Origin of the sequence: Micromonospora rubida, from assembly GCF_009908295.1 — a bacterium.
In the GTDB taxonomy this organism is placed as follows: domain Bacteria; phylum Actinomycetota; class Actinomycetes; order Mycobacteriales; family Micromonosporaceae; genus Micromonospora; species Micromonospora rubida.
The window spans coordinates 259,701-265,890 of sequence record NZ_JAAALO010000009.1 but is presented as its reverse complement, the minus strand read 5'-3'; the positions used below and the strand labels follow the sequence as shown (position 1 = coordinate 265,890).

Sequence of the window (6,190 nt, the reverse complement as noted above, 5' to 3'; positions counted from 1 at the left end):
GCCCGCCTCGTCATCGTCGAACCAGACCAACACGACGTCGAGCACACCGCCCCGGCCCCGATCGCCGCATAGCATCAAACCGGATCCCGCGATGGCCGTCTCCTACACCACCAGCGCGGACGTGACCCGGCTCCCTCGACCTGCTCGCCACACCCACCGACGCACCCAGAATCATCGGCATGGAGCAGGTGCGATTCGCCACCTCCCTCGTCGACGAGTTCCGCCGCGCCGACGCCGCCGTCGGAGCCGACCAGCTCTGCGACATCGCCATCCGAGTCCACGCCCACCTGTCGTCCTGGGCCACCAACGCCACCTACAGCCGAGAAGTCGGCGACGCCCTGCAAACCGCCCTGGCGGACCTCGCCATCGAGACCGCCTGGCTCACGATCGACGCCGAGCGGCGGTCGGAGTCGAGGCCGTACCTCAACGAGGCGATCAGCCGGGCCCGCATCGCCGACGACCCGCGGAGCGAGGTGAGCGCATTGGACGGCCTTGCCCGACTGCTTCGGGACGACCGGCCGCGAGAGTCGCTGCAATGCGCCGAAGCAGCCCTGCGGGTCTCCTCCGGCTGGGCCACGCCCCGGCTGACCACGCTCCTGCATCTGCGGCGAGCCCGCGCCTACTCGGTCCTTGCCGATACCAGCGGGTTCACCCGGGAGATGACGAAGGCGCGTCGCGAGTTCGAGCGCGGCACCCATCAGGACGATCTGCCACTCCTCGGCTTCGTGACCGACCGCGAGATGATCGGCGTCCAAGGGACATCCCACCTCGTCCTGGGCGATTCTGCACGCGCAGCCCAGTCGTTCCGTGCGATGACGACAGATCTCTCCCACTCGCACCGCCGTAACCAGCTCTACTACACGGTCCGGCTCGCGGAGGCGACATACAGGCAGGGCGACGTGAACGAGGCGGCGCGCATCGGCTTGAGCGTGCTGCCCGCCGTCGGCCAGGTGAACTCCGGGCGGGTGAGCCGTCACCTCGCGCAGGTCCGGTCGAGCCTGGGGCAGCCGCAACGGTCGACGGCCGCGACCCGCGAATTCGTCGACGCGTACGACCATGCGGTGGTCCGGTCGGGGAAACCCTGAGACTGCGCCGCCGGTGGCCGCAGGCACCCAGAAGGGCACCTGCGGCCACCCGGACCGCCGACGCGGGTACGACATCGACCGTCCGGGAAGTCACCCCCACCGGGGGGCGGCTCAGAGGCGGGTGATCCGTACGGCGTCGGCGACGACGTACCCCGTCGTGCTGGTCCAGCGGCTGACCCCGACGACCTGGCGCGTGCCGGCGGCGAAGTCGTAGGTGCCGAGCACCTGCCACTGTCCGCCGCCGGTGCGCTGGTCGACCTTGGTCGTCACGGTCCCGTTCGCCGTCGCCACCAGGTGTGGCGCGGCGCTGTTGTAGCCGGAGTTGGACGGGTACCAGACCTCGACCCGGTACGAGCCGGCGGCGGGCAGCGTCGCGGTGAACCAGGCCGGGTCGCTGACCGCCTGCGGCTCGGCGAACCGGTAGTCGGCGCCGTACCGGGTGGCGAGGTACGCCGACGTGCCCCAGGTGGCGGCGGCGGTGAAGCCGTCGGCGGTGGCGTTGTCCACGATCACGCTGAACGTGCCGCCGGTGCCGGTGACCACCCGCGCGTTGCTGGCCGGGCTCTCGTGGTGCAGCCGGTCCAGGCCGGTCACCAGGTAGCGGTACGTCGAGCCGGGCGCGGCGGTGGCGTCGGTGAACGTGCCGGTGCTGCCCGAGGCGCGGACCGTGCCGATCAGGTTACGGGCGTCGGCCAGGTCGCAGGGGTCGACCGCGCCGTCACCGGGCAGCCGGTACACCGCGTACTCGGCGGTGCTGCCGGTGGCGCCGCGCTGCCAGTTCAACGTCACGCCGCCGGTGCCGCGTACCGCCGAGGTGAGGCTCGGCGCGGCGGGCGCGGTGCCGCCGACCCCGGCGGGTGCCAGCGCCGGCCGGCGGTAGTGGTCGGCCGCCACCCGGGAGACGGCGCCGATCCGGTCGGCGCGGACGTCCTTGGCGCTGAAGTGGATGTCGCCGGTGACCCGGGGATAGGCGCGGTTGAGCGTGAGGTGGTCGGTCAGCTCGGCCGGGTCCTGCCAGGCCGCGTCCTGCCCGGATGCGCCGGCGCGGTAGGTGGCCTGCCCGACGAGCAGCTGCACGTTGGTGCCGGTCACGGTCTCCGACCACCAGCGGACCAGCTCCGCGTAGTCGGCCGAGGGGTGGCCGATGTGCCAGTAGATCTGCGGGGAGATGTAGTCGATCCAGCCCTGCTTCACCCAGCGGCGGGTGTCGGCGTAGATCGCGTCGTACGACTGGAGGCCGGTGGTGCGCGAGCCGAGCGGGTCCGTGCCGGCGTTGCGCCAGATGCCGAACGGGCTCACCCCGAGCTTCACCCACGGCTTGATCGCCTGGATCCGGTTGTGCATCTCCTGGACCAGCAGGTTGACGTTGTTGCGCCGCCAGTCGGCGATGTTGCTGAAGCCGGCCCCGTACTGGGCAAAGGTCGCCTGGTCGGGGAAGCCACCCCCACTGCCCGGGTACGGGTAGAAGTAGTCGTCCCAGTGCACCGCGTCGAGGTCGTAGCGGCGGACGGCGTCCATCATGGCGTCCTGCACGAAGGCGCGGACGGCGGGGATGCCGGGGTTGTAGTAGAGCTGACCGTTGTAGGCGACGGCCCAGCCCGGGTTCTTGCGGGCCGGGTGGCTCGCCACCAGCCTGGTGAGGTCGGTGTGGTTGGCGACCCGGTACGGGTTGAACCAGGCGTGGAACTCCAGGTTGCGGGCGTGCGCCTCGGCCACCATGAAGGCCAGCGGGTCGTAGCCGGGGTTGCCGCCCTGGGTGCCGGTGAGCCAGTGCGACCAGGGCTCGTAGGTCGACGGCCAGAAGGCGTCGGCGGTGGGCCGGATCTGCACGACGACGGCGTTCATCCGCCGCTGCTGGGCCAGGTCGAGCCAGCCCCGGTACTCGGCCTGCTGGGCGGCGGGGGTCAGCCCGGTGCGGCTGGGCCAGTCGATGTTGGCAACGCTGGCGATCCACATGCCCCGGAACTGCCGTTTCGGGGTGGCCGGATCGGTCACGCAGGCCGCCGCCGCCTGGGCGGCGATCGGCGCGGCCTCGGGCGTGCTGGGTGGGGAGGCGGTGGCACCCGTGGGGGCGGCCACGCCGAGCGCCAGCGCCACCGTCAGCGCCGCGCCGGAAAGGAATCGACCATAGTCTCTACGCACGAAAAGAATGTTCGATGTTGCCGGGCTGTCGCGCAAGTATCCTTCACGACTTTCACTGACCGGGGTCACTCCGGCACCCTGCCGCACCACCCTGCCCGGACCGCAGCGACCCAGGGTGCGCCGTCTCCGGCGACAGGCGCGGAAGCGGCTCGCCGTGCTGGACGTCCCTGCGGTCACAGCTCAGGAATCGACAGGGATAGACGAATGTCACACAGATCCAACCACCCCAGACAGTCCCAAAAGGACAACGCTCGTCGCCGAGGACGCATCCGGACACCCCCGGAGTGGTTCACTGGAGCGGCCACTGAACGAGGTCAACGCGTCACTCGGCGCACACATGGGGAGGAACCTTCGTGCCCGCAAGCATCCCTCGGGGGAGAACGTCCAGGATCAGGGTCATCGCGGCCGTCATCGGCATCGGCCTCGTCGCGGCCGGCGGGGCCACGTCACTTCCCGCCAGGTCGGCAATGGCGGCGACGCCCTCGGCCCTCGCCGTCAACCTCGACTCCACCCCGCCCGGGGCACCCATCGTCTCCCACCCGGGGAACCTGACCACGACCGTGCACGTGCCGGCGACCTTCACCGTCGCCAAGGGCGCCACCGGTGACACCCCGGCCCAGTACGTCTACCAGCTCAATGCCGGCCCGCCGGCCAACGTGGCGGCGGACAGCCAGGGCAACGCCACCATCGTGATCGCGCCCACCCGGTTCACCAACACTCTGACCGTGACCGGTGTCGCCGGCGGAAGCTTCGGCGAGTCCACCAACGTCACGTTCAACTCGAACCCCGCCGCCCCCGCCGTCGACGGTGACATGACCGGCGACGGCACCGCCGACCTGCTCACCGTGGGCGCGGCGCACGGCCTGCCCTCCGGGCTCTGGCTCGCCGCCGGCAACACCGCCGGCTCCTCCCTTCCCGCGACCGACATCGGTGTCATGGGCAACGGGAACAACACCTCTGCCGACTTCGACGGGGCCCAGGTCGTCACCGGCCGATTCACCGGCAACGGTGTCCAGGACGTCCTCGTCTACTACCCCACCGGCAACAACCCGGGCGGCGCCAGCATTCTGGGCGCCAACGGCGACGGCTCAGTTCTTCAGAGCCACCTCAGCGGCAACCAGTTCAACATCTACCCCCAGCAGTTCCTCGACCCCGACGGCAACCAACCACTCCAGCTCGCCAACGCCGGCGACACCCGCCGCATCGACGCCCCGTACCCCGATCTGATCGGCACCAGCGGCAACGCCACCACCGGCTACCACCTGACCTACTACCCCAACCTCGGCATGCCCGGTGGCTACATCGACGTCTTTCACACCACCGCCGCCACCCCCACCGGCGGCACAGACTGGAACAACTGGACCATCGCCACCGCCCAGCTCACCGGCGGAACCGCCATGTTCCTGTGGAACCGCACCACCGGCGCCCTGCACCTGTGGACCAACCTCACGGTCGACCCCGACACCGGCGCGCTCAGCTACACCCCCTACGCGCTGTCCACGTCCTGGAACACCGGCGCGAACCTCACCCTGCGCGCCGCCGACGCCGACAACAACGGCACGCCCGACCTGTGGACCGTCGGCGCCGGTGGCAGCACCGTCCTCTGGCGGGTCACCAACCTCACCGCCGGCACCCCGGGCAGCGGCACCCTCACCGCCGACCCGGCCCGGACCCTGACCACCAACGGCGTCTGACAGCCCCAGGACGCCGCATGCCGGCGCTGTCGCCAACAACCGACAGCGCCGGCACGCGGCACGCTTGCGGAGTCGACCGGCTCACCGGCGGCACGTCCACCGCCGCCCGGGTCAGGCCCACTGTCGATCAAGAGGTTTGCGTCTCCCTGAAGATCAAAATTGACGTTTTCCCCTTGATCAACACTGTGTGGGGGGTGGGGGTGGGGTGGGGGGTTAGACCAGGTCGGCCTTGCGCAGCAGCTTCCACAGCCCCGCGCCGTCCGGGGCGGAGAGCCACTTCTGCCCCACCGGCCCGGACGACGAGCTGCCGGACGGGGTGGGCAGGCTGCCGGCCAGCACCGACTGGGTGGGCGAGAGGCGGCGGATCGCCACCCCGGCCACGTTGTCCGGGTGGCCGGCGGCGAACTCCCGGTAGATCTCCGGGTCGTGCTGGCCGTCGTCGCCGATCAGCAGCCAGCGCACGTCGGGGAACTCGCGGGACAGCCGGGCCAGGGTGGCCCGCTTGTGCTCCCGGCCACTGCGGAACCACCGGTCGGCCGTCGGCCCCCAGTCGGTGAGCAGCAGCGGCCCCGCCGGGTAGAGGTGCCGGGACAGGAACCGGGTCAGGGTCGGCGCGACGTTCCACGCGCCGGTGGACAGGTAGAACACCGGGGCCCCCGGGTGGGCGGTGACCAGCCGCTCGTAGAGCACCGCCATGCCGGGCACCGCGGTACGGGCGTGCTCGTCGAGCACGAAGGTGTTCCACGCGGCGAGCAGCGGCCGGGGCAGCGTCGTCACCATGACCGTGTCGTCGATGTCGGACAGGATGCCGAAGCGGACGTTCGGGTCCAGGACGCGGATCAGCGCCTCCACCGGCTCGGCGTCGGCGACGCTCAGCCGCACCGACGACCAGCCGGGCGTCAGGTGGGCCTCGACCACGGTGTCGACGAAGCCGCTTCGGTCGGCCTTCGCCTCGTGCTTCACCCCGCCGGCCTCGATGGTGACCGTCACGTGCTTCGCGGGCAGGGTGGCGAAGCTGCGCCAGCCGCGCACCTTGTCCAGCCGCTGCCCGGACCGGTTGTCGGGGCGACCGAGCAGCACCCGGCACAGCACCCGCGCCCAGCCCGGGGCGCCGTACCCGGCGTACGCGATGATGTTGGTCTGCCACCCGGTGCGCCGCAGCCGGCGTTCCACCAGGTTGTGCACGGCGTCCTCGATCCGCGCGGCCCGGTGCAGGTTCGGAATGGCAAGTTCGCCCGCGGGTGTGGGTGGCACGCTGCAACCCTGCCA

At 71.2% G+C, this 6,190-nt stretch carries 4 protein-coding genes; 2 read left to right on the top strand and 2 right to left on the bottom strand.

The window, feature by feature from the left end; all coding sequences use genetic code 11:
* Positions 1 to 179: 179 nt before the first annotated feature.
* Entirely contained in the window at positions 180 to 1,085 is a 906-nt protein-coding gene (locus tag GVV04_RS26950; protein ID WP_161691783.1) for a hypothetical protein, read from the top strand.
* A gap of 111 nt (positions 1,086 to 1,196) precedes the next feature.
* Here GVV04_RS26950 and GVV04_RS26945 read toward each other — a convergent pair whose 3' ends face one another.
* Positions 1,197 to 3,227 carry a family 10 glycosylhydrolase gene (locus GVV04_RS26945; protein WP_328822592.1) on the bottom strand — a complete coding sequence of 677 codons (2,031 nt, stop codon included), beginning with the start codon at positions 3,225 to 3,227 and terminating at the stop codon, positions 1,197 to 1,199.
* Positions 3,228 to 3,694: 467 nt separating this feature from the next.
* Between GVV04_RS26945 and GVV04_RS26940 the strand changes: the two genes are divergently transcribed.
* Positions 3,695 to 4,921, top strand: a complete 1,227-nt coding sequence (locus GVV04_RS26940; RefSeq protein WP_161691781.1) for a hypothetical protein — start codon at positions 3,695 to 3,697, stop codon at positions 4,919 to 4,921.
* A gap of 213 nt (positions 4,922 to 5,134) precedes the next feature.
* On the opposite strand, the gene GVV04_RS26935 is transcribed toward GVV04_RS26940, so the two are convergent.
* Positions 5,135 to 6,175, bottom strand: coding sequence for an App1 family protein (locus GVV04_RS26935; RefSeq protein ID WP_328822591.1), 1,041 nt, complete (start codon positions 6,173 to 6,175; stop codon positions 5,135 to 5,137).
* Positions 6,176 to 6,190 lie beyond the last annotated feature (15 nt).